Source organism: Vibrio sp. 10N.261.51.C6, assembly GCF_041471785.1.
Taxonomy (GTDB): Bacteria; Pseudomonadota; Gammaproteobacteria; order Enterobacterales; family Vibrionaceae; genus Vibrio; species Vibrio crassostreae_C.
In genome coordinates this window covers 100,070-122,740 of record NZ_JBFRPB010000020.1, presented here as the reverse complement: position 1 = coordinate 122,740, position 22,671 = coordinate 100,070, and the positions used below count along the sequence as shown (strand labels likewise).

Annotated in this window: 20 protein-coding genes; 16 read left to right on the top strand and 4 right to left on the bottom strand. The window is 45.9% G+C overall.

What is annotated here, in order from left to right; genetic code table 11:
- Window positions 1-66 precede the first annotated feature (66 nt).
- The 3 genes from AB4375_RS06125 to AB4375_RS06115 all read left to right on the top strand — a co-directional run bounded on the left by AB4375_RS06125 (window position 67) and on the right by AB4375_RS06115 (window position 4,813).
- On the top strand, window positions 67-3,189 hold the full coding sequence (locus AB4375_RS06125) for an EAL domain-containing protein (protein WP_372051201.1): 3,123 nt from the start codon (window positions 67-69) through the stop codon (window positions 3,187-3,189).
- Window positions 3,190-3,301: 112 nt separating this feature from the next.
- A complete protein-coding gene (locus tag AB4375_RS06120; RefSeq protein WP_372051196.1) occupies window positions 3,302-4,081 on the top strand; it encodes a class I SAM-dependent methyltransferase in 780 nt (259 codons plus the stop codon).
- A 141-nt stretch (window positions 4,082-4,222) separates the two neighbouring features.
- Window positions 4,223-4,813, top strand: coding sequence for a hypothetical protein (locus AB4375_RS06115; protein ID WP_017060147.1), 591 nt, complete (start codon window positions 4,223-4,225; stop codon window positions 4,811-4,813).
- A gap of 112 nt (window positions 4,814-4,925) precedes the next feature.
- On the opposite strand, the gene AB4375_RS06110 is transcribed toward AB4375_RS06115, so the two are convergent.
- Together AB4375_RS06110 and uspA are read right to left on the bottom strand one after the other, a co-directional pair.
- Complete coding sequence (locus AB4375_RS06110) at window positions 4,926-5,804, bottom strand: carboxylate/amino acid/amine transporter (protein WP_017060148.1); 879 nt, start codon at window positions 5,802-5,804, stop codon at window positions 4,926-4,928.
- Between the two features lie 52 nt (window positions 5,805-5,856).
- Window positions 5,857-6,291, bottom strand: a complete 435-nt coding sequence (gene uspA / locus AB4375_RS06105; protein ID WP_017060149.1) for a universal stress protein UspA — start codon at window positions 6,289-6,291, stop codon at window positions 5,857-5,859.
- A gap of 189 nt (window positions 6,292-6,480) precedes the next feature.
- On the opposite strand from uspA, the gene ftnA reads away from it, so the two are divergent.
- The 3 genes from ftnA (at window position 6,481) to AB4375_RS06090 (ending at window position 8,844) form a co-directional block, all read left to right on the top strand.
- Window positions 6,481-7,008, top strand: coding sequence for a non-heme ferritin (ftnA, locus tag AB4375_RS06100; protein WP_017070096.1), 528 nt, complete (start codon window positions 6,481-6,483; stop codon window positions 7,006-7,008).
- Between the two features lie 68 nt (window positions 7,009-7,076).
- Entirely contained in the window at window positions 7,077-7,400 is a 324-nt protein-coding gene (uspB, locus tag AB4375_RS06095) for a universal stress protein UspB (RefSeq protein WP_009848060.1), read from the top strand.
- A gap of 250 nt (window positions 7,401-7,650) precedes the next feature.
- Window positions 7,651-8,844 (top strand): NAD(P)/FAD-dependent oxidoreductase, encoded by a 1,194-nt coding sequence (locus AB4375_RS06090; RefSeq protein ID WP_017070097.1) that lies wholly within the window; start codon window positions 7,651-7,653, stop codon window positions 8,842-8,844.
- A 145-nt stretch (window positions 8,845-8,989) separates the two neighbouring features.
- Here AB4375_RS06090 and AB4375_RS06085 read toward each other — a convergent pair whose 3' ends face one another.
- A complete protein-coding gene (locus tag AB4375_RS06085; RefSeq protein WP_017070098.1) occupies window positions 8,990-9,883 on the bottom strand; it encodes a DMT family transporter in 894 nt (297 codons plus the stop codon).
- 138 nt (window positions 9,884-10,021) lie between these two features.
- Here AB4375_RS06085 and rmuC point away from each other — a divergent pair, with 138 nt between their 5' ends.
- From rmuC to tatC, 7 genes are all read left to right on the top strand, one after another.
- Window positions 10,022-11,554 carry a DNA recombination protein RmuC gene (rmuC, locus tag AB4375_RS06080; protein WP_017070099.1) on the top strand — a complete coding sequence of 511 codons (1,533 nt, stop codon included), beginning with the start codon at window positions 10,022-10,024 and terminating at the stop codon, window positions 11,552-11,554.
- A gap of 65 nt (window positions 11,555-11,619) precedes the next feature.
- Window positions 11,620-12,399, top strand: a complete 780-nt coding sequence (gene ubiE / locus AB4375_RS06075) for a bifunctional demethylmenaquinone methyltransferase/2-methoxy-6-polyprenyl-1,4-benzoquinol methylase UbiE (protein WP_026012235.1) — start codon at window positions 11,620-11,622, stop codon at window positions 12,397-12,399.
- A gap of 98 nt (window positions 12,400-12,497) precedes the next feature.
- Window positions 12,498-13,103, top strand: a complete 606-nt coding sequence (locus AB4375_RS06070; protein ID WP_017063051.1) for an SCP2 domain-containing protein — start codon at window positions 12,498-12,500, stop codon at window positions 13,101-13,103.
- Window positions 13,100-14,734, top strand: a complete 1,635-nt coding sequence (gene ubiB / locus AB4375_RS06065; protein WP_052880270.1) for a ubiquinone biosynthesis regulatory protein kinase UbiB — start codon at window positions 13,100-13,102, stop codon at window positions 14,732-14,734. The genes AB4375_RS06070 and ubiB overlap by 4 nt, the downstream gene beginning before the upstream one ends.
- A gap of 53 nt (window positions 14,735-14,787) precedes the next feature.
- Window positions 14,788-15,042 (top strand): Sec-independent protein translocase subunit TatA, encoded by a 255-nt coding sequence (gene tatA, locus AB4375_RS06060; RefSeq protein ID WP_017060154.1) that lies wholly within the window; start codon window positions 14,788-14,790, stop codon window positions 15,040-15,042.
- Between the two features lie 3 nt (window positions 15,043-15,045).
- Complete coding sequence (gene tatB / locus AB4375_RS06055) at window positions 15,046-15,453, top strand: Sec-independent protein translocase protein TatB (protein WP_017060155.1); 408 nt, start codon at window positions 15,046-15,048, stop codon at window positions 15,451-15,453.
- A gap of 148 nt (window positions 15,454-15,601) precedes the next feature.
- On the top strand, window positions 15,602-16,357 hold the full coding sequence (tatC, locus tag AB4375_RS06050) for a twin-arginine translocase subunit TatC (protein WP_372051195.1): 756 nt from the start codon (window positions 15,602-15,604) through the stop codon (window positions 16,355-16,357).
- A gap of 288 nt (window positions 16,358-16,645) precedes the next feature.
- Here tatC and AB4375_RS06045 read toward each other — a convergent pair whose 3' ends face one another.
- A complete protein-coding gene (locus AB4375_RS06045; protein ID WP_017063053.1) occupies window positions 16,646-17,407 on the bottom strand; it encodes a TatD family hydrolase in 762 nt (253 codons plus the stop codon).
- A 208-nt stretch (window positions 17,408-17,615) separates the two neighbouring features.
- Between AB4375_RS06045 and hemB the strand changes: the two genes are divergently transcribed.
- The 3 genes from hemB to polA all read left to right on the top strand — a co-directional run bounded on the left by hemB (window position 17,616) and on the right by polA (window position 22,648).
- Complete coding sequence (gene hemB, locus AB4375_RS06040) at window positions 17,616-18,659, top strand: porphobilinogen synthase (RefSeq protein WP_017060158.1); 1,044 nt, start codon at window positions 17,616-17,618, stop codon at window positions 18,657-18,659.
- A 76-nt stretch (window positions 18,660-18,735) separates the two neighbouring features.
- Entirely contained in the window at window positions 18,736-19,170 is a 435-nt protein-coding gene (locus AB4375_RS06035; protein ID WP_017070100.1) for a GNAT family N-acetyltransferase, read from the top strand.
- A 679-nt stretch (window positions 19,171-19,849) separates the two neighbouring features.
- Complete coding sequence (gene polA / locus AB4375_RS06030; RefSeq protein ID WP_372051194.1) at window positions 19,850-22,648, top strand: DNA polymerase I; 2,799 nt, start codon at window positions 19,850-19,852, stop codon at window positions 22,646-22,648.
- Window positions 22,649-22,671 lie beyond the last annotated feature (23 nt).

Genomic DNA, 22,671 nt, shown 5'->3' with positions numbered 1-22,671 from the left:
GATAATATTAGCAGTAACTATAGGGTTAGGGTGAATTCAGTGCGATTTTCGTTATTTTTTATTGTGATGTGTTGGAGTGTTTTTGCTTCAGCTCAGGCAAAAGATGTGTTGGTTATTCACTCTTATCATCAAGGCTTTTTCTGGACAGATGATTTCCATAAAGGACTATCTGATGAGCTCGATCGCGATGGGTTATCTTACCGGGTTGTTTATCTCGATACCAAGCGAACTCAAAACGCTGAATACTTAGAGCGAATTTATCAGCTATACCGCACTAAGCTGTCGCATGAAGAGTTTGCCGCTGTAGTCGTCAGTGATAATAACGCCCTCAATCTGATGAAACGCTTAGCGCCCGAACTCAATGGCACGCCCGTTATTTTTGGTGGCATCAACAATTTTTCTCCGCAAATGATTGAAGGCTTGCACGCAACCGGTATCACTGAAGATATTGATATGGCGAGCAATATTGAGCTGATCAATCGACTTCAATCGACGGTTAAAAAAGTTTACGTGGTTACCGATCACTCGGTAACGGGTGAAGCTATTCGCGCTCAAGTGGATTTATTTCTACAAAAACGCCCTGAGTTTTCTGGGATGGTGGAGCAATATACGCCTGATTCTTATCAAGAACTGATGACGTTCGCGCAACGCGCTGATCTAACTAAAAGCTTGTTGTTCTGGGCCTACTACCGCGACATCAATGGTCGGGTCAGCAGCAAAGAAGACTGGCGTCAGCTCAACAAAAAAACTCAGATGCCATTGTATATTGTGCATGATTTAGGGCTTGGGTTTGGTGCGATTGGTGGCGTGATCCACAGTGGAGAAACGCAAGGTCGAGACACGGGGCGCGTGCTGTTGAGTGTGCTGAACAATCCTAAGGCTCCATTGCCATTGGTGGTTGCTGGCGCGCCAGAAATCAAACTCGATTACCAACAGATCTCACGTTGGGATTTGGGTGCAGAGAATGAAGCCTCAGTAACCTTCCTCAATAAGCCGAAGTCATTCTTAATGCGCTATCGCGATGAAATTCGCACCATCGGTTTAATGTTCTTGAGCATGTCGTGTGTTATCGCGGTGTTGGTGTATTACCTTAACCGTCTGAAGAAGAGCGAACGTGCAAGTCGCCAAAGCCAACGACTGTTGGAGTCGATATTTGATCAGAGCCTGCAATTTATGGGCATCATTGATAAGGGTGGCGTGCTGCTGTCGAGTAACAGCAAGTTACATGAGCTGCTTTATAATCAAGGCTATAAACTGGGAACGCCGCTGCAACAACACCAACATTGGGAAAGTTCTGCGCGAGAAGTGCTAGCCGAATATTTCATCGCAAAAAGTGAGCACCCAGCCTTACGATTTGAAGCCGAGGTGTGGTGTCGAGATCGCGGTGCGATGGTGTTGGATATTTCATTGAAGCCGATGCCGGGCAGTGAAGACGAAGACATTCAGTTTCTCTTTGAGGCGCGCGACGTGACCTCACGTAAGCTTGCTGAGAATAAGCTGTTCCAACGTGAAGCAAACTTGAAGCTGTATTACGACAAACAGCCGGTGATGATGATTACGCTCGATGGCAATAATCGCATTCAACAAGTGAACCAGTTTGCCGAAGAGCTTTTGGGATACCCTCTCGATCAGTTGTTGGGCCATCGCCCTAGAGAATTCTATGTTGATGAGAACGCGATGATTCCTCGTCATATCTTGCTGCAACCTCAGCATAAGATTCGTGGTGTGTGGCGTCGTGATATCGAATATCGCCATGCCGACGGCAGCAAGAGCTGGATTCGTGAAAATATCCGCCCGTTGGTGGAGTCTGATCAGCTGTTGATTGTGGGTGAAGACATCACCGAAACGCACGAGCTTTCTGAAAAGCTAGAGTATCAGGCTCGCTATGACCTACTGACTGACACCTTTAACCGAAACCACTTTGAGCAAGAGCTGCAAAAGGCGCTGAAAGAGGTTGAGAGCCACATGCGAACTCACGCAATGTTGTTCCTAGATTTGGATCAGCTGAAAGTGCTGAACGATACCGCAGGACATGAAGCGGGTGATGCTGCGATCTTGTTTAGCGCCAAACTGCTAGAAGACGTACTGCCTTACAATGCGGTGTTAGCGCGAATGGGTGGTGATGAGTTTGCTGTGCTGATGAAAGACTGTACTGAACGAGATGCGGTGAATGTGTGTCGCAGTATTATCTCGATGATGAGTGAGAATCCATTCTTGTGGGATGATATTCGACTCAACCTGACGTGCTCTATCGGTATTCGATTGATCGACCATACAGCAGCTTCACCACAGATGGTGCACGCTCAGGCGGATGCAGCTTGTCATGCCGCTAAAGAAGAAGGTCGCAATCGCTATCATCTTTACCATCAAGATGATGAAGACCTGCGTCGTCGCCATCTTGAGATGGAGTGCGTTAACCTAGTGCATGAGGCCTTGGCTAACGATCGCTTAGAGTTGTTTGCGCAGCGAATTCTTGGCCTAGATGAAGACAGCGATAAAATGCACTTTGAAATCTTGGTCCGCATCAAGAACATCCAAGGGGAATACATCTCCCCGGGGATCTTCATGCCAGCCTCAGAGCGTTATAACATCGCGCATTTGATTGACCGCCAAGTCGTCAGTCAAACCTTGGGTTGGTTGGAGCAACGCCCTGAGGTTATTGAGGAACTGGGGATGTGTTCAATCAATCTTTCCGGTCACTCGATGGGTAACCGTGAGTTTGTCGAATTTTTGATAGATAGCCTGAGCGATTCATCGATACCGTGTCATAAGATTTGTTTAGAGATCACCGAAACAGCGGCCATGAGTAACATGAAGCAGGCGATCAAGTTCTTCACTCGAATCAAAGAGCTTGGCTGCATGATTGCATTGGATGATTTTGGCTCAGGGCTATCGTCATTTGGCTATCTGAAAAAGCTGCCTGTCGATATTGTGAAGATCGATGGCTTGTTTGTACGTGATATTGATGTGAATGAGATGGACCATGTGATGGTTCGCTCGATCAATGATCTTGCCAAGCAGATGGGCAAGCACACCGTGGCTGAGTTCGTTGAAAATACCCAGATTATCGACAAGCTTATCGAACTGGGTGTGAACTACGCGCAGGGCTACATCATAGGGCGACCTAAGCCACTCGCAGAGCTTGTTGAAGAGTTAAGACAAGAGCGAGAGACAGAGCCATTGGTTTAGGTAAGCCGACTTTAGCTGGGAATACTTTTCACCGCTAATATGTATTGTTGAGGCAATCAGGTAAACTGGTTGCCTCTTTTGTTTTGAATACTACTGTCTGTTGGAGACGACCTTGCAACTACAACTGATTTGCGAAGATGCTACCCAAATCGATCATTTGAATGACTTAACGACCCGCTGGAACTTATCTCATGATGAAAGCAGCGATTTTGCTTTGGTACTGACTAGTGAGCGACTTGAGCTACGTAAAGTCGATGAGCCCAAGCTTGGCGCTATCTTTGTTGATTTAGTGGGCGGTGCGGTTGGTCACAGACGTAAGTTTGGTGGTGGCAAAGGTCAGGCGATTGCCAAAGCAGCTGGTTTAAACAAAGGCGCAACGCCAACTATTCTTGATGGTACTGCAGGCTTAGGGCGCGATGCGTTTGTGTTGGCTTCTCTAGGTTGTAAGGTGCAAATGGTCGAGCGTCACCCCGTTGTGGCCGCACTGCTTGATGATGGCTTGCAGCGAGCGCAACAAGACCCAGATATCGGTGGTTGGGTAACTGAACGCATGAAGTTGATTCACGGATCCAGTCACGATGCTTTAGACAAGCTCAGTAACGATCCTGACTTTGAACAACCTGATGTGGTGTACCTCGACCCTATGTACCCACACCCAGAGAACAAAAAGAAATCGGCTCTGGTCAAAAAAGAGATGCGCGTATTCCAATCTTTGGTGGGTGCCGATCTGGATGCTGATGGCCTATTTGAGCCAGCGATGAAGTTGGCATCGAAGCGAGTTGTGGTTAAAAGACCGGATTACGCAGCTTGGTTAGACGAGCAAAAACCGAGCATGGCGATCGAAACTAAAAAGAACCGTTTTGACGTCTATGTGAAAGCATCAATGACTTAATTGAAGCATCAATAACTTAGATACACGCTAAGAAAATTTCCCGTCATAAATACGATAAATTGCCATTTAACACTTGCGATAGTCGCGTTACAGATGTATATCTAACTAAGAATCATTATTATTCTTAGCTGGAGTTGAAGCATGGCTAAACGCTTTTGTAAGTTAAACCGTCGAGATATTACCGAACACTTGGGCGAGATCCACAGCTTAGTGACTGAACCTAAGTTCGTGTGTCGTTCTTGCGCGCGTTCTTCGGCGGATCAAGCGAATCTATGCAAACCCACCGCAATTCCACCTCTTGGTTGTCAAAACAAACCCGTTGAAGAGAAAGTCGCATGCGGCCTGCTAGCGGAAACATTACCTGCACCAGAACTGTCGCTTGCGGAAATCAACGAGGCAATTGAACCGAGCGTACAAATGTTCGATCCAGCCGCCGCTGATATGGCCCCTGAGCTTGCCAAAAAAGAAGCCGCACAGAAAAAAGCCAAGCTGAAAAAACTGATGGCGAAGGCGAGCGGTGATGAGAAAGCTGAACTCAAACAAGCGAAGAAAGCGGCTAAGAAACAAGAGAAGTACAATAAGAAACTGGCGAAGATGATTAAGAAGCAGCAAAAGCTGTTTAAGAAAAGTCAGAAGCTGGAAAGTGAATTGGAACGAATCAACCTACAACTTGATGATGTTGCCTTCACTGAAACCAAGACTCAGGTAGTGAGCCACAATCAAATCCACTGACGTTGATTTGAATGGTTTATTGCTACAGCGATGATTTAAAAAGAGCGACCTTAGGTCGCTCTTTTGCTTTTTGGGGTTATCCGAGCTGACTCATGTAGCTCGTTCAAATCAGCTAAGCGTTGCTTGCGGATCTTGCTACGCGCTTCTTCACCCACGTCTCATTGACGAATAAAGAGAATAAGATAACGGCGCCACCAATAGACAAGCGAACCAAATCGACATCTCTGTTCCAAATCAGGATATTCACCACCAGACCAGCAGGAACCAAGGCATTGTTCATCACTGCCAGCGCGCCAGCATTCACCATGCACGCGCCTTTATTCCACATAAAGTAACCCAGCCCCGACGCAATCAAGCCAAGGTAGATCAGGATTCCCCATTGAAGTGTGGTGGTGGGCAGTTTCTCTGGGTTGCCTAGTAGCATGAAAGCCACTGACGCGACACATAGCGCCCCTAAGTAGAAGTAACCAAATACGGTTCGCTGAGGCAACTCGGTCGATTCCTTCTCCATCACCACCTTGTAGCCCACCTGACCAATAGCAAAGCACAGGTTCGCGCCTTGCACGACGAGGAAGCCGACTAAAAAGTTTTCGTTAATACCTGCGAACTTAATGAATACCGCGCCCAATACCGCAATTGCCGCTGTCACTAGGTACCACGGAGAGAATTGCCCTTTGAGAAAGTCATAAATAAGCGTGACGTAAATTGGGGTAAAGACAGTAAACAAAAGGACTTCAGGAACGGATAGCAGTAAGAAAGACTGATAGTAGAAGCAGTACATCAGGCCAAGCTGGATACCACCAATTGCCATCAATTTAGCGATCAGCTTACGCGATACGCCGCGAAACTTTAGGAAAGGAAGAAATACGACGCCAGCAAGGGCAACACGCATTAAAACAGAGAACCAAGAATCAACCTGACCCGCAAGGTAAACGCCGATCAGGCTAAAGGAGAAGGCCCATAGGAGGGTAACACCAGCTAAATAGCTCATAGTAAAACTTCGTTAATAAGATATGAGCTGTATGTTACCTAACCTTAAATCATTAGTCTTCTGAATCTCTTAGAGGCACGACCAGCATATCAACCGGAGAGGCGTTGATCAGTTGGCGTGTTGAAGAGAGCAGCTTGCTCCAAAAGTCTTGATGGTGACCGCAAACCACGAGATCAACATTGAACTCGTTGATGGTGTCACACAGCTCATGACTCAAATCACCACTGCCTACTAGGGTATGGGTGATCGGGTATTGGGCGTGCTCCGCAAAATTTTGCAGCTGAATACGAGACGCTTCCATCGCGTTGTGCTGGGTTTCGGCCATGTTGATATCAATCAGGCCGGTATACAGCTCTGCGTAGTTAATATCGATATGGATAAAAGAGACTTTGGCTTCCAATGGCTTAGCCAATGCTACCGCTTTATCCACAATTAATTTGCTGTCTTCTGATAAATCGACCGCGACCAAAATATGTTTGTAACTCATATCGCTACCTCCTTTATTCATTGTCTGATTTAAGATTAGCACTATGCGATGGTTTTTTTTGCTGAAGTGATCTCATATCCACTGTCTTGCGTAATGACAGCTCGAAATATTGGTTAACTAATGGCCTGCGAGATATTCATTAAATAGTGATATAGTAGAGAAAATTGAGGATGTAATTAGGAGTCTTAAATGCTGTCAAAAACTATGGTTGAGCAACTGAATGATCAAATTAACCTAGAATTTTTCTCATCCAATCTATACTTACAAATGAGTGCTTGGTGTGAAGACAAAGGATTTGAAGGTGCAGCAGAGTTTCTGCGTGTTCATGCAGTAGAAGAAATGGAACATATGCAGCGTCTTTTCACTTACGTAAGCGAAACCGGTGCAATGCCAATTCTGGGTTCGATTGAAGCACCGAAACACGAATTCGAAAGCCTTGGTGCAGTGTTCCGTGAAACTTATGAACATGAGCAGATGATTACTGAAAAGATCAACAAACTGGCTCACGTTGCTTTCAGCACACAAGACTACTCAACCTTTAACTTCCTGCAATGGTACGTTGCAGAGCAACACGAAGAAGAGAAGTTGTTTAAAGGTGTATTGGATAAGCTAGAGCTTGTTGGTGAAGACGGTAAAGCACTGTTTTTTATTGATAAAGACCTAGCGCAATTGGCAAAAGATGGTTCATCTTCAATTATGGAAGCTCCTGCCGTTTAGGTAGTACGAAAAAGACACTGATTATCTTTTTCTTTTGAGTTTTCTTATGAAGATGTAGGGAGGAAAGGATGATCAGCGGCGACACTATTCTATTTGCACTAATGGTTGTGACTTGCGTGAACTGGGCGCGTTACTTTACTGCGCTAAGAACGCTCATTTATATTATGCGAGAAGCGCATCCTCTACTTTATCAACAAGTAGACGGAGGCGGTTTTTTCACAACCCATGGCAATATGACCAAACAGGTTCGCCTGTTCAGTTACATCAAAAGCAAAGAGTATCACCATCATCATGACGAAGTTTTTACTTCGAAGTGCGATCGCGTAAGACAGTTATTCATACTCTCTTCCGCTCTGCTAGGTGTAACCTTGCTGTCTTCTTTCATCGTCTAAGTTATTTAGTACGTGTGAAGTAGAGTTTAGGTTTTGGTGTAAAGCTTCGGTTGTTGGTTCGCTAAGCCAAGTAGTGGTTTTGCTGCTGTCTGCAAATTGTACAATTGAACATCAATTGCAAAGTTTAAAATTGCCGCTAGAATAGCGAGCAATTAGTAAGGATGTGCTGTTTATGCACATCCTTTTTTATTGATGGCATTTCGAGAACAGGGCGTACTCGAGGTGCAAAAGTGAAGAAAGCAGAACCCCAATGAGTGAAAAGTTTGATGTAATCGTAATTGGTGCGGGCGCCGCGGGCTTAATGTGTGCTGCGGAAGCGGGTAAACGTGGCCGACGAGTGCTGGTGGTTGATCATGCAAAGAAACCAGGCAGAAAAATTTTAATCTCAGGTGGCGGCCGTTGTAACTTCACTAACTATGATGTTTCAGCCAACAACTTCCTGTGTAACAACCCTCACTTCGTGAAGTCAGCTTTATCTCAATACACCAACTGGGATTTTATCTCGATGGTGAGCAAGTACGGTATTGAGTTCGAAGAGCGTGATCACGGCCAGTTGTTCTGTGTGAATGACCACACAGCAAAAGATATCGTGAGCATGCTGCTTGACGAGTGTAAGCAGGCGAAAGTCGAACAACGCTACCGTTGTGATGTTCACTCCATCGAAAAAACAGACGCTGGCTTCAAGATGCACCTCAATACCGACGAAGTTGAGTGTGACTCACTGGTTGTGGCGACAGGTGGTTTGTCGATGCCTAAGCTGGGCGCAACGCCATTTGGCTACAAGATTGCCGAGCAATTTGGTTTGTCTGTGATGCCAACTACCGCAGGCTTAGTACCATTTACTCTGCATAAAGAAGATAAAGAAGATTTCGCTGAGCTTTCAGGAATCGCGATTCCTGCTGAGATCACCGCGCAAGACGGAACCTTGTTCAAAGAAGCGTTGCTGTTTACTCACCGCGGCCTATCGGGTCCTTCGGTATTGCAAATTTCTTCGTTCTGGAAAGCGGGTCAATCGGTTTCGATTAATCTAGTACCAGAAGTGGACGTTGCTGAACTACTTGAAAACTCTCGAGAGAAACACCCAAATCAGAGCCTGAAAAACACCTTAGCGAAAGCATTACCAAAGCGTTTTGTAGAAGTACTGATTGACCGCAAAGAGCTTGAAGACAAGCCGCTCAAGCAGTTCAATGAAAAACAGCTGAATGACATTGTAGAGCATTTAGAGAACTGGAAAATCGCGCCAAACGGCACCGAAGGTTACCGTACTGCCGAAGTAACTCTAGGTGGCGTGGACACCAATCACCTATCTTCAAAAACCATGGAATGTAAGAGCGTGTCTGGCCTCTATTTCATTGGTGAGGTGATGGACGTAACGGGCTGGCTTGGTGGTTACAACTTCCAATGGTGTTGGAGTTCAGGCTTTACTGCTGGTCAGTGGGTTTAAGCTTTTAGCTTACTCACTAGATTTTAAATTATATAAAAATGGCGAGTCATACGACTCGCCATTTTTGTATCTAACATTGTGCTCTAGCTCTAGATTCGACTTTATCGATAGCTTTTCGTGCTCAATTGAATCTTTTAGCTCTTATTTACGCCGGTTTGTTTTTTGAAAACTTGATCTGTTGAATCACTAAGCCAGCAATGATCAGTACCAAGCCAAACAGGGTCGCTGGGTGAATCTCTTCGCCGATAATAGTGGAAAGTAGCATCAACGAGATAAACGGCGAGGCAAAAATTAGGTTGCTGATACGCGCCGTATTGTTGGTTAGCTTGAGTGCTGATAACCATAATACAAAGGTAATGCCCATCTCGAACAGACCAACGTAAGTCACCGCCATCCAACCCTTCGCCGTAATTTGGCTAAAGCTCTCGCCTTCAAAAAGGGTTAAACCGATCGCGAAAGGTAATGCCACTAAGAAACCAAGCAGTACGCCAACCACTGGGTCAGCCTTGTTTTTGGTGTTGAGAATCCAATATCCTGCCCAAAGCAGAGTAGAAAGCAGCGCCAGTGCCACACCGAGTGGGCTATCGAACTGCATGCCTAACACATCGCCTTTGGTGGCAATAACTACCACACCCGCATAGCTGAAGGTACACGCAATCCAATCTTGCTTACGAATCTTTTGCCCCAGAAAAACCGCCGCCATTAAGGTTAGCGTGATAGCCCAGCTGTAGTTGATGGCTTGAGCTTGAGAAGCGGGCAGCAGGTCGTAGGCTTTGAATAGAATCAGGTAATAAGCCAATGGGTTAACCAAGCCGAGCAGCAGGTAATACCAAGGGTTTGAAAGGAACGTTGTACTCAGCTGAGAGAGCTTACCTTGAAAGGCGCAGACTGCGATCAGCGCAATCGACGACACAATACTGGCAATGGTCAGCATTTGAATCGGTGAAAACTCAGCAAGGGTCAGCTTAAAAGCAGTAGCGACCGTTGACCACAGCAGTACTGCGGAAAGGCCAAAGCCCAAGGCACGACGTTCGTTCATGGCAACTCATTCTAATTTGATGGGACAGAATACGGAGCGCCTAGTCTATCTGTCGAATTTTAATACGGCAAACTGGACATTTATCCAGTATCAAAATACCATTTAATGAGTTATTTCAAATTAGGCTAAATCATTATCATGCAATGGATTATCGAACATCAGGCAACGCTTATTGCTGCAATTTCTGGCGCGCTCGTCAGCGGCGGTGTCGTGGGTTGGTGGATTAAACAGAAGCTCTCTTTTCAGCAGCGATTGCTCGAGCAGCAGCTAGAGTCCGATCGTTTGTTGCATGAATCTCAGCAAGCTCAGCTCAAAGCATCACTCGCAGAGGCGCAACAAGAGCTCGATGAGTTAGATGATGACCGAGACAAAGCGGCATTCGAGCTCAAGCAGGCGCACGGTAAGGTGATGGCTGCAATGGAAAAACTGCGCTACTTTGAGGCGGTAAAGCAAGAGCGCCAGCAGTACGCTGATGAGATCAATGTGCTTAAAGATCATAAGTCTGAATTAGAAGCCGAGCTGCGCGAGCAAGAAGCAAGGCATGACCAAGAAAACCTCGCCAATAGCGAAAAGCTGCAGTTGCTAGAGCAAGCTGAATCACGACTTAAGCAGCAGTTTGAATTGTTAGCGAACCAACTGTTTGAAACCAAAACCGCCAAGGTCGATCAGCAGAATAAGCAGAGCCTAGAAGGTTTGTTGTCTCCACTAAGAGAGCAGTTGGAAGGCTTTAAGAAACAAGTGAACGACAGCTTCAGCCAAGAAGCCAAAGAGCGTCATACTTTGGTGCATGAGCTTAAAAACCTGCAGCGTCTTAATGAGAGTATGACGCGTGAAGCGGTGAACCTGACTCAAGCGCTAAAGGGTGACAACAAACAACAAGGTAACTGGGGCGAGGTGGTGCTGGCTCGCGTGCTTGCTGAATCAGGACTGCGCGAAGGGCACGAATACCAAACGCAAGTGAACCTGCAAAACGATGCGGGCAAGCGTTACCAGCCAGATGTGATTGTGCATCTGCCACAAGACAAGCAAGTGGTGGTGGATTCAAAAATGGCTTTGGTGGCGTTTGAGCGTTACTTCAATGCTGAAACTGATCAACAACGTGATGCTGCATTACGTGATCACTTGGCTTCATTGCGCGCACACATTAAAGGATTGAGCCAGAAGGATTATCATCAACTCAAAGGCATACAGAGCCTTGATTATGTGTTGATGTTTATTCCGGTAGAACCTGCGTTTCAGGTGGCGATTCAAGCCGACCCTAGCTTAGTTAAAGATGCGATGGAGCAAAACATTATCTTGGTTAGCCCAACCACTTTGCTGGTGGCACTGCGTACCATTGATAACCTGTGGCGTAACGACAGACAGAACCAGAACGCACAGGTTATCGCAGAACGTGCGAGCAAGCTTTACGACAAGCTGCGCCTGTTTGTTGATGATATGGAAGGCCTTGGCAGCTCACTTGATAGAGCAAACCAAAGTTATCAAGGGGCGATGAATAAGCTAGTCACAGGGCGAGGCAACGTGATTCGTCAGGCCGAAAGCTTCAAGCAATTGGGTGTTGAAGTGAAGAAACCGATCTCGATTGGTTTGGCCGAAATGGCGCAAAATGAGGCTTTTTCAGAAAATGCCTCCTTAGTAGAAAGACAACCCGCTGAGGATAAAGTAAACTAATCGGCCGCAGCGCCTCTAAACACGGAGCGTGCTGTCGATGAGAACTTACCATGGTAGATAACAGCATTATGGACACAAGCGTGCAGACAAATTCAGCAGTAGAGTCAGAAACCACACACTTTGGTTTCGAAACAGTCGCGAAAGACGAAAAAGTCGCGAAAGTAGCAGAGGTATTTCACTCTGTAGCCGCTAAATACGACATCATGAATGACTTAATGTCGGGTGGTGTTCACCGCTTGTGGAAGCGATTCACGATTGATTGCAGTGGCGTTCGCCCTGGTCAGCGTATCCTAGATCTTGGTGGTGGTACTGGCGACCTTACTGCGAAATTCTCGCGTATCGTTGGTGAAAAAGGCCACGTGGTTCTTGCTGATATCAACAACTCAATGCTGAATGTTGGCCGTGATAAGCTGCGTGATAGCGGCATTGTTGGCAACGTACACTACGTACAAGCGAACGCTGAAGAGTTGCCATTCCCAGATAACTACTTCGATTGCATTACGATCAGCTTCTGTCTGCGTAACGTAACCGATAAAGACCAAGCGCTGCGTTCTATGTACCGCGTACTTAAGCCGGGTGGCCGTCTGTTGGTTCTTGAGTTTTCTAAGCCAGTGCTTGAGCCACTATCAAAGGTTTACGACGCATACTCTTTCCACCTGTTGCCAAAAATGGGTGAGTTGATTGCTAACGATGCAGACAGCTACCGTTACCTTGCAGAATCTATTCGTATGCACCCAAATCAAGAGACTTTGGAAGGCATGATGCAAGAAGCGGGTTTCGAGAATACTAAATACTTCAACCTAACGGGCGGCATTGTTGCGCTGCACCGCGGTTACAAGTTCTAGTCGAGCTTGGTAGCAGGCTCGCTGAGCGTGCTAAACAATAAGAATAAAGATAGAACGGATAGGTTAAGGCTTATCCGTTTTCAAAGGTAAGGACAGTCATGCCATTTGATCCATTGGTAACCGCGGTTATTGAAACCTCTTTAAATACTTTCGTGAACGATGATCCAGCACTGGTTCGTCGTTTGTCTCGTTTAAAGGGGCAGATCATTCAAGTCAATTTAAAAGAGTTGAATAAAACACTCACTTTCGTTTTCAGCCAACAGATTGATGTGTTGTCAGAATACGAAGGGCAGCCTGACTGCTACCTATCTTTGAACCTATCGGTGTTACCTGAACTGCGTGAGCAATCGAACATCACCAAGCTGATCAAGCAAGATAAGCTGATCTTAGAAGGTGATATTCAACTGGCTCAGAAATTCGCTCAACTGATGACAGACTGCAAGCCTGATTTGGAAGAGTGGTTATCGCGCGTAACGGGTGATGTGGTTGCGCATACCTTGGTGCAAGGCGTTAAAAACGTCGGTGGCTTTGTAGCAAAACAGGCAACTAAGCATCAAAATCATGTTGCTCAAGTTCTGACTGAAGAGTGGAAGATCGCACCAGCGCCATTAGAAGTCGCGCACTTTTGCGATCAGGTTGATGACGTGAAAAGCTCTGCAGCACGTCTTGAAGCTAAGTTGAACGCTCTGTTGGAGAAAGCATGACCCCAACAGAACTGAAACGTCTTTATCATATTATCAAGGTACAGTTGGAATACGGCCTTGATGAGTTGATGCCGGAACACCAACTGACTAAAGCCCCTTTGTTGGCGCGAAAGTCACTGTTTTGGCTCAAGAACAAGCATCAAGATAAAGAGTTGGGTCATCGCTTGCGCCTTGCGCTGCAAGAACTTGGTCCAGTGTGGATCAAGTTTGGACAGATGATGTCGACACGTCGTGATCTGTTCCCTCCTCATATCGCCGATCAGTTGGCGTTGTTGCAAGACCAAGTTGCGCCGTTTGATGGTCAATTGGCGAAGCAAGATATGGAAAAGGCGTTGGGTGGCAGTTTAGACAACTGGTTTACCGACTTTGATATCGAGCCACTGGCTTCTGCTTCTATCGCTCAGGTGCATACCGCAAAGCTTAAAGAGAGCGGTCGTGAGATTGTTCTGAAGGTCATTCGACCTGATATTCGCCCGGTGATTGACGCAGATCTAAAACTGATGCACCGAATGGCGCGTATAGTCGCTAAGTCGCTTCCTGAAGCACGTCGTTTGAAACCGGTTGAAGTGGTTCACGAGTACGAGAAAACGTTACTTGATGAACTCGACCTGCGCCGTGAGGCGGCCAATGCCATTCAACTGCGACGTAATTTTGAAGGCAGTGAAGAGCTGTATGTTCCAGAGGTTATCCCTGATCTAAGCAGCGAAACCCTGATGGTGTCAGAGCGAATCTATGGTATTCAAGTCTCCGATATTGAGACGCTAGAAGCCAACGGCACCAACATGAAATTGCTCGCGGAACGCGGTGTGACGGTATTCTTCACCCAAGTATTCCGAGATAGCTTTTTCCATGCAGACATGCACCCGGGCAACGTATTTGTTAACCCAGAGAATCCAGATAACCCTCAGTGGATTGGTTTGGATTGTGGCATTGTTGGTACGCTCAATAGCGAAGATAAGCGCTATTTAGCAGAGAACTTGTTGGCTTTCTTCAATCGAGATTACCGTAAAGTTGCCGAGCTGCACGTGGATTCGGGGTGGGTGCCACACGACACCAACGTCAATGATTTTGAGTTCGCGATCCGTATGGTGTGTGAGCCAATCTTTGCAAAACCACTTGGCGAGATCTCATTTGGCCATGTGTTGCTAAACTTATTTAATACAGCAAGACGTTTCAACATGGAGGTTCAACCTCAGTTGGTGCTTCTGCAAAAGACCTTGTTGTATGTCGAAGGCCTAGGCCGTCAGCTGTATCCGCAACTTGATTTGTGGGCAACGGCGAAGCCTTTCCTTGAAACCTGGATGATGAATCAGGTGGGGCCGCAAGCTGTGATCAACGCAGTAAAAGAGCGTGCGCCATTCTGGGCAGAAAAACTGCCAGAGCTGCCAGAGCTACTTTATGACAGCTTGCGCCAAGGTAAAGCGATGAACCACAGAATGGATCAGCTTTATCAAGGTTACCGAGATAGTAAGCGTCAGCAAGCAACTGGAAAGTTTTTGTTTGGCGTTGGAGCCACTTTAGTCGTATGCTCCGCAATATTAGTTTCAAGCCCTTATGAGCAGCTATCTATGGGCTGTGGCATCGCAGGTGTCACATTTTGGTTGCTTAGTTGGCGAGCTTACCGTCGTTAGACAGTAGACTCTCTTAATATTTTTATGTGTAGACAGACCCGAGGACAATGACAATGGGTGGTATCAGTATTTGGCAACTTCTAATCATTGCTGTAATTGTAATTTTGCTATTCGGAACAAAGAAACTGCGCGGTATGGGTGGTGACTTAGGTTCAGCGGTTAAAGGCTTCAAAAAAGCGATGAGCGATGAAGACAAGCCTGCAGATAAGAAAGATGCAGACTTCGAACCAAAGAATATTGAACAGCAGAAGACAGAAGCTCACGCTGAAACAACTGCTGAAACAAAGAAAGACAAAGAGCAGGCGTAAATCGTGTTTGATATCGGTTTTTGGGAACTGGTATTAATATCTGTCGTTGGGTTAGTAGTTTTAGGGCCTGAGCGTTTGCCCGTGGCGATTCGCAGTATTTCCAAGTTTGTTGGACAAGCGAAAAGCATGGCAAACAGTGTGAAAGATGAACTTTCTCATGAGCTTAAGGTGCAAGAGCTGCAAGAAAACCTACGCAAGGCGGAAAAAATGGGTATGGAAGATTTATCTCCAGACCTTAAAGCGTCAGTCGATGAACTCAAGCAGGCCGCTGCTGAGGTTCAACGTCCGTATGCTAAGCCTGAGTCTGATAAGCCAAGTGAGACTAAACCTAGTGTCATGGAAACTGTGGAATCTGAAACCATTCAGGTCAACAGTGAAGCTTCAGCACCGTCAGATAAGAAAGCCGAATAGTCTCGCAAGGAGGAGTCGCCGGATACTTGATTCGCTAGATGTTTAAATAGATATCTATTCAAGTAAATAACTATTCAAGTGGATACCAATTCAAGTGGATAGATACACGCGCGGCTCCTTTTCGATCTTCCTGTTTAAGAGGTTTGACATGTCTTCGACTGAGCAGACACAGCCTTTAATTAGCCACCTTCTAGAACTACGTAATCGCCTACTACGTGCGATTGTCGCGGTGCTAGTGATATTTGTCGGGCTAATTTATTTTGCTAATGATATTTATGAATTCGTATCAGCACCTTTGGTAGAGCGTCTACCGGAAGGGGCGACGATGATCGCAACCGATGTTGCATCGCCATTTTTCACACCGCTGAAATTAACCTTGATCGCGTCTATATTCCTCGCGGTTCCGTTTATTTTGTATCAGGTGTGGGCTTTTGTTGCTCCGGGTTTATACAAGCATGAAAAACGCTTGATCATGCCGCTATTGGCTTCAAGTTCATTGCTGTTTTACTGTGGTGTGGCGTTCGCTTACTTTATTGTATTCCCGTTGGTATTTGGCTTTTTTACGGCCATATCATTAGGGGGAGTAGAGTTCGCAACCGACATCTCAAGCTATCTTGATTTTGTACTCGCGCTGTTCTTTGCTTTTGGTATTGCCTTTGAAGTGCCTGTTGCGATTATCTTGTTGTGTTGGACGGGGGCAACAACGCCTCAATCTCTGTCTGAAAAGCGTCCTTACATTGTGGTGGGTGCTTTCATCATCGGTATGATGCTGACACCACCAGATATGATCTCGCAAACACTGTTGGCGATCCCAATGTGTATTCTGTTTGAGATTGGTCTGTTTTTCGCACGCTTTTATACGCGTAAGCCAGATGCGGATGAAGAGGAAGAAGCTGAATCTTGATTCGGAATGCTTCAGTAAAAATCACATAATAAAAAAGCGGCCTAGGGCCGCTTTTTTATTATGTCTGTTTATCGAATCTTTAACTGATAGCCACAGTTCTGACATATATAGAGCTCTTTGATGCCCAAAATTTTATGCCATAGGGTTCGATGTTGACGTTGTAAGTGTTGTGAATGGTCACACATAATCAACTACCTCCATATGCAGGTGGTTGATACTATACATGTCACTTAGCTTTCTCAAATAAATTCAGGAAAAATCCGTAACAATTACTTATTAATAGATTTATCATAAATTAAACAATGCCTTAGCATTTTTGGTGGTTATGTTTTCGACTTCTTCAAGGGTAATTCCGCGTAATTCGGCGATGCGTTTTGCTACTAATTCTGTGTAGGCTGGTTCATTGCGTTTACCGCGATTCGGTGTTGGTGCCAAGTATGGGCAATCTGTCTCTAGAATGACGTAATCCATATCGAGATGTGGGATCACCTTGTCCATCCCAGAGTTCTTAAAGGTCGAAACGCCGCCTAAACCTAAATGAAAGCCTAGCTCGTTGATCGCTTGAGCTTCCTCTAAGCTGCTACCAAAGCAGTGGAATACCCCGCGTAAGCTGCCATCTTGTTCTTTACGAAGTAGGGCAAGTGTCTCTTCAATGGAATCACGAGTGTGGATCACCACAGGTAGATCAAGCTCTTTTGCCCACTGCAGTTGAGTCACAAACGCCATCTCTTGTTCAGCCTTGAAGGTTTTATCCCAGTACAAGTCGATACCAATCTCACCCACGGCGATAAAGTCATGCTTATCAAACCAAGCTCGAATGGTTTTGAGGGTTTGCTCGATATTCGCATCCACATAACAAGGGTGTAAGCCCATCATTGAACGGCACACATCAGGAAACTGCGCTTCCGTTGCTAACATTGGTTCGATAGATTCTAAATCGATGTTCGGCAATAGAATGGTATCAATCCCTTGAGCCAGTGCGCGCTGCACAACTTGTTCGCGGTCTTCATCGAATTCACTAGCGTAAATATGAGCATGGGTGTCGATCATTGTTTTGTCCTGAAAGCGGTCTTTACTGAGTTGTCATGAGTATACGGCAGTGTGAGGAGAAGGTCATTTTTTGCCATTTATCCCTATTTTTGAGTGGGTTTCATATTTTACTGCTAGCGTCCTGAGCCATCAGTGATATGCTTTTGCCTGTATTTAGCACTTTTCATATCTAAGTATTTCGGTGCTTAGACTAGGCAAGGAGAATCTAGTGTCTGTTTCAATTCAAGGTCAATTCCCAGGTCGCCGTATGCGCCGTATGCGTAAGCACGACTTTAGCCGTCGCCTAATGGCAGAAAATCAATTGTCTGTGGATGATCTAATCTACCCAATGTTTATCCTGATGGGTAAAGACCGCCGCGAGCCTGTCGAGTCAATGCCAGGTGTTGAACGCTTGTCGATCGACTACATGCTTGAGGAAGCAGATTACCTGTCAAAGCTGGGTGTTCCTGCGATTGCTCTATTTCCAGTCGTGAACCAAGATGCTAAAAGTTTATGCGCAGCTGAAGCTCATAACTCAGAAGGTTTGGTGCAGCGCGCTGTACGTTTACTAAAAGAGCATGTGCCAAACATTGGCGTTATTACTGACGTAGCACTAGACCCGTTCACCACTCACGGCCAAGACGGCATCATCGATGAAGATGGTTACGTGATGAATGATGAGACGACTGAAGTCTTGATCAAGCAGGCACTATCACACGCTGAAGCGGGTGCTGACGTAGTTGCCCCATCGGATATGATGGATGGTCGCATTGGTAAGATCCGTGAAGCGTTAGAAGAAGCGGGCCATATTCATACTCAGATTATGGCGTACTCTGCAAAATATGCATCGTGCTACTACGGCCCATTCCGTGATGCAGTTGGCAGTGCTTCGAACCTGAAAGGTGGTAACAAGAAGAACTACCAGATGGATCCAGCCAACAGCGATGAAGCGATTCATGAAGTCGCGATGGATCTTAATGAAGGTGCGGACATGGTGATGGTGAAACCAGGCATGCCTTACCTTGATATTGTTCGTCGTGTTAAGCACGAACTGCAAGCGCCTACGTTTGCTTACCAAGTATCTGGTGAATACGCGATGCACAAAGCGGCGATTCAAAACGGCTGGCTGAAAGAGCGCGAAACCGTCATGGAATCACTGTTGTGCTTTAAGCGTGCTGGCGCTGATGGCATTCTTACTTACTTCGCTAAAGATGTCGCAGAGTGGCTTGCTGAAGATAACGCACAAGCTGCTGAGCATTTAAAAGAAAAGTAACCGTGTAGATCTCACTTAAGTGATCAGTAAAGGGTTGGCCATTGTGCCAGCCCTTTCGTTTATAAGGATGAATAAGATGTCAGTTGTCGTACGTGAAGGTTCTTTAGAAGAAGTGGTGTCTGTGGTCGAGCAGATCTCTGAGTTCGCTAAAAAAGAGAGTTTCGCTTCTCTGTCAGAGCGGCTGGCAGGGAAAAAGAGCCTTATCTTAGTGGCTGAAGAAGCTGGCGTGTTGCTTGGCTTTAAGATCGGCTATGAATTGGATCAAGATACTTTTTACAGCTGGTTTGGTGGCGTGTCACCGCTCGCGAGGAACAAAGGCGTTGCACAGGCGCAATTAGACGTTCAGGAACAGTGGGCGAAAGAGCAGGGCTACAGACAGTTAAAGGTTAAGTCTCGTAACCAGTTCCCTGCAATGTTGCGCCTGTTATTGAGAAACGGTTACCTAATCGAAAGATTTGAAGAAAAAGAAGACATTAATGACCATAGAATCCATTTTTTGAAGCAAATTTAAGCACTGCTGTTAACGGTTTATAAATCAAATGAGATTTATTATCATTTAATTGTTGACTATTAAATGAGAATCATTATTATTAACTTCGTCTTAGGGAATGAGGAAATGTTCACAAGGATGTTAAGTACTCAAGTATCTACTTGGTTACCCAACAGAATTCTCGCGAACTTGTACTAAGTTCTTTTTGACACGACATTGCTCACATTGCTTCCAGTGTAATTTATAGCTTTTAGGTAAAGCTGTGGTATTCAATTTGAATGGCTTTACCGGTTTTTGCTAGGCGACATCTTCGGGTGTCGCTTTTTTTATACCTACCATTTCAACAAGATGCATATTTAGTGGCACGTATTTTTATGAATAAAACGCCATCAGCATTCTTTTCCACAACGCAAGATCGAGAAAAGATCGTTGATCATCTGTTCGATCTGTAAAATTATTCTTTATTTTCAGTTGTTTATTGGTGTTTTTTGAGTTGTTCACCGTAGTTCTCAACAGGGTGGATAAATAATATAAACAGAGTTATCCACAGAACGCTTGCGTCTAAGAACAAAAAATAACAACAAATCGATTATAACGAACACAACCGAGTGAACGGATACAGATCGACAACGTGGAATCCAACCAACAGACGTGGCATTCTTAACAGATAATTTCTGTACTTACTGGATACACAAACATTATGGCTCGTATTCCTGATAATCCATTGATTCTGATCGATGGCTCTTCTTACCTATATCGCGCGTTTCATGCTTACCCTGGCACCATGAGCAATGGTGATATCCCAACTAACGCTGTTTACGGTGTAGTTAACATGCTGCGCAGCATGATGCGTCAATTTGCTTCTGATCGTATTGCGGTTATTTTTGATGCAAAAGGAAAGACGTTCCGTGATGACATGTACCCAGAGTACAAGGCAAATCGTCCACCTATGCCGGATGATCTACGTTGTCAGATCGAACCTTTGCACAATGTGATTCGTGCAATGGGTTTGCCACTTATCTCTATTCCCGGAGTTGAAGCGGATGACGTGATCGGTACGCTGGCTTCTCAAGCTTCTGCGATGGGTATGCCTGTGCTTATTAGTACTGGCGATAAAGATATGGCGCAGCTTGTCGATGACAACGTTACTCTGATCAATACCATGACCAACGTGGTAATGGATCGTGAAGGCGTGATTGAGAAATTTGGCATTCCGCCAGAGCTTATTATCGACTACCTTGCGCTGATGGGCGATAAAGTCGATAACATCCCAGGTGTTCCGGGTGTCGGTGACAAGACAGCGACGGCTCTGCTGCAAGGCATTGGTAGCATCGAAAAGCTGTACCAAAACCTGGATGATATTGCGGCGCTTGGCTTCCGTGGTTCAAAGACCATGGCTAAGAAGCTGATTGATAATAAAGACAACGCTGAGATGTCTTACGAGCTTGCAACGATCAAACTGGACGTCGAGCTAGAAGAGACACCAGAGTCACTCGTAAAAACCCAACCAAACACGGATGAGCTGATTAAGCTATACGGTCAACTGGTCTTCAAATCTTGGTTGAATGAGCTACTTGACGGCGGCAGCGGCGTGGTTGAGGCGGATGAAAAGTCGGGTGCTGTGCGTAGCAGCACGGCATCAACCACTTCTACCGTAGAAATGAACACCTCTGCAGTGACGATTGATCGCAGCAACTACGAAACCATCTTAGATGAAGCCTCTTTTAATGCGTGGCTAGAGAAACTGAAAGCGTCAGAGGTGTTTGCCTTTGATACTGAAACAGACAGCTTGGACTACATGGTGGCTAACCTTGTTGGTCTATCATTCGCAACCGAAGAAGGCGTTGCCGCTTACGTGCCGGTTGCTCATGATTACCTAGATGCACCGCAGCAGCTGGACCGTGATTGGGTACTTGAACAGCTTAAGCCGATTCTTGAAGATGATGCTCAAGCAAAAGTGGGTCAAAACCTGAAGTATGATATGAGTGTGCTAGCGCGCTACGGTATCGAGATGAAGGGCATCAAACACGACACTATGTTGGCTTCTTACGTTTTCAATAGCGTAGGTGGCAAGCACGATATGGACAGCCTAGCGCTACGCTTCCTACAGCATAGCTGCATCTCATTTGAGCAAATCGCAGGTAAAGGTAAGAAACAACTTACTTTCAACCAGATTGAACTAGGTGAAGCCTCTCCATACGCCGCAGAAGATGCTGACGTGACACTACGTCTGCATAACCGCCTGATGGAAAACATCGAGCAAGATGAAAAGCTTAAAACCATCTATGAAGAAATCGAAGTACCACTGATTCCTGTGATGTCTCGCATTGAGCGTACTGGCGTATTCATCGATGACATGCTCTTAGGGGCTCAATCACAAGAGATTGCGGTTCGTCTGGATGAGTTAGAACAGAAAGCCTACGAGATTGCAGAGCAAGAGTTCAACATGAACTCGCCAAAACAGCTGCAAGCGATCTTGTTTGAAAAAATGGGTCTACCGGTTATCAAGAAAACGCCATCAGGTGCGCCTTCAACTAACGAAGAAGTGTTGCAAGAGCTGGCCCTTGATTACCCGTTGCCTAAGCTGATCATTGAGTATCGTGGTCTTGCGAAGCTTAAGTCGACGTACACAGATAAACTACCGAAGATGATCAACGCTGAAACGGGTCGCGTTCATACGTCTTACCACCAAGCGGTAACGGCAACCGGTCGTTTGTCTTCGACTGATCCAAACCTACAAAATATCCCAATTCGTAATGAAGAAGGTCGTCGTATTCGCCAAGCATTCGTTGCACAACATGGTTGGAAGATCCTAGCGGTCGATTACTCTCAAATTGAATTGCGTATCATGGCGCACCTATCGGGTGATAAAGCGCTGTTGGAAGCGTTCCAACAAGGCAAAGATATTCACGCGGCAACGGCTGCTGAGATTATCGGCGTGGCTATTGATCAAGTTACCACTGAACAGCGTCGTCGTGCTAAAGCCGTTAACTTCGGCCTTATTTACGGCATGAGTGCCTTTGGCTTGGCTAAGCAACTGGGTATTCCTCGTGGTGAAGCACAGCACTACATGGACACTTACTTTGAACGCTACCCTGGTGTAATGCAGTACATGGAAGACACACGCAGCGCGGCTTCAGAGCAAGGCTTCGTTGAAACCATTTACGGTCGTCGTTTGCACCTGCCTGAAATCCAATCTCGTAATGGCATGCGTCGTAAAGCCGCTGAACGTGCGGCGATCAATGCACCAATGCAAGGTACGGCAGCAGACATCATTAAGAAAGCGATGCTGTTAGTGGATGAATGGATTCAAGCGGAAGGCGATGGTCGTGTGAAGCTATTGATGCAAGTACACGATGAATTGGTATTTGAAGTTCAAGAGTCAGCTTTAGCCGAAATTGAAAGTAAAGTACAACAATTGATGGAGTCAGCCGCTGATCTAGAAGTACCGTTAGTCGCGGAAGCAGGCCACGGTGACAACTGGGATCAAGCCCACTAATCAGTTTTTGACCTTATTGAGTG

What these genes read in the sequence shown, in the direction of transcription:
- AB4375_RS06125 (WP_372051201.1), top strand. Translation starts at nt 67, where the DNA reads ATGTGTTGGAGTGTTTTTGCTTCAGCTCAGGCAAAAGATGTGTTGGTT.
- AB4375_RS06115 (WP_017060147.1), top strand. Translation starts at nt 4,223, where the DNA reads ATGGCTAAACGCTTTTGTAAGTTAAACCGTCGAGATATTACCGAACAC.
- AB4375_RS06110 (WP_017060148.1), bottom strand. Translation starts at nt 5,804, where the DNA reads ATGAGCTATTTAGCTGGTGTTACCCTCCTATGGGCCTTCTCCTTTAGC.
- uspA (WP_017060149.1), bottom strand. Translation starts at nt 6,291, where the DNA reads ATGAGTTACAAACATATTTTGGTCGCGGTCGATTTATCAGAAGACAGC.
- ftnA (WP_017070096.1), top strand. Translation starts at nt 6,481, where the DNA reads ATGCTGTCAAAAACTATGGTTGAGCAACTGAATGATCAAATTAACCTA.
- uspB (WP_009848060.1), top strand. Translation starts at nt 7,077, where the DNA reads ATGATCAGCGGCGACACTATTCTATTTGCACTAATGGTTGTGACTTGC.
- AB4375_RS06090 (WP_017070097.1), top strand. Translation starts at nt 7,651, where the DNA reads ATGAGTGAAAAGTTTGATGTAATCGTAATTGGTGCGGGCGCCGCGGGC.
- AB4375_RS06085 (WP_017070098.1), bottom strand. Translation starts at nt 9,883, where the DNA reads ATGAACGAACGTCGTGCCTTGGGCTTTGGCCTTTCCGCAGTACTGCTG.
- rmuC (WP_017070099.1), top strand. Translation starts at nt 10,022, where the DNA reads ATGCAATGGATTATCGAACATCAGGCAACGCTTATTGCTGCAATTTCT.
- AB4375_RS06070 (WP_017063051.1), top strand. Translation starts at nt 12,498, where the DNA reads ATGCCATTTGATCCATTGGTAACCGCGGTTATTGAAACCTCTTTAAAT.
- ubiB (WP_052880270.1), top strand. Translation starts at nt 13,100, where the DNA reads ATGACCCCAACAGAACTGAAACGTCTTTATCATATTATCAAGGTACAG.
- tatA (WP_017060154.1), top strand. Translation starts at nt 14,788, where the DNA reads ATGGGTGGTATCAGTATTTGGCAACTTCTAATCATTGCTGTAATTGTA.
- tatC (WP_372051195.1), top strand. Translation starts at nt 15,602, where the DNA reads ATGTCTTCGACTGAGCAGACACAGCCTTTAATTAGCCACCTTCTAGAA.
- AB4375_RS06045 (WP_017063053.1), bottom strand. Translation starts at nt 17,407, where the DNA reads ATGATCGACACCCATGCTCATATTTACGCTAGTGAATTCGATGAAGAC.
- AB4375_RS06035 (WP_017070100.1), top strand. Translation starts at nt 18,736, where the DNA reads ATGTCAGTTGTCGTACGTGAAGGTTCTTTAGAAGAAGTGGTGTCTGTG.
- polA (WP_372051194.1), top strand. Translation starts at nt 19,850, where the DNA reads ATGGCTCGTATTCCTGATAATCCATTGATTCTGATCGATGGCTCTTCT.